Source organism: Microvirga pakistanensis, from assembly GCF_004458765.1.
Lineage (GTDB): Bacteria > Pseudomonadota > Alphaproteobacteria > Rhizobiales > Beijerinckiaceae > Microvirga > Microvirga pakistanensis.
The window spans coordinates 1-223 of record NZ_SPJX01000400.1; the positions used below are offsets into that span (position 1 = coordinate 1).

Genomic DNA, 223 nt, shown 5'->3' on the forward strand with positions numbered 1-223 from the left:
ACGAGCGGGTGAACCACGAGCTTGAGCACGGAAATCACCGTCGGCAGCTTCCACCCCGTCTTCATCCCGTAGCGGCGCAACGCGATGCCCATGGAGATCAGGGCGCAGGGAACGGCCGCGCTCGCCAGCAGGTCCATGATCTGCCAGATCGGTGTCGGGACCGCGGAAGCGATGGGGCGGAGGGCGGAACCGGCCAGAATGCCGATCACGATCGGATGGGTTG

At 65.9% G+C, this 223-nt stretch carries 1 pseudogene; it reads right to left on the reverse strand.

The annotated features are described in order from the left end of the window. Positions 1-223, reverse strand: a pseudogene (locus tag E4K09_RS18935) (AEC family transporter); the annotation flags it as partial.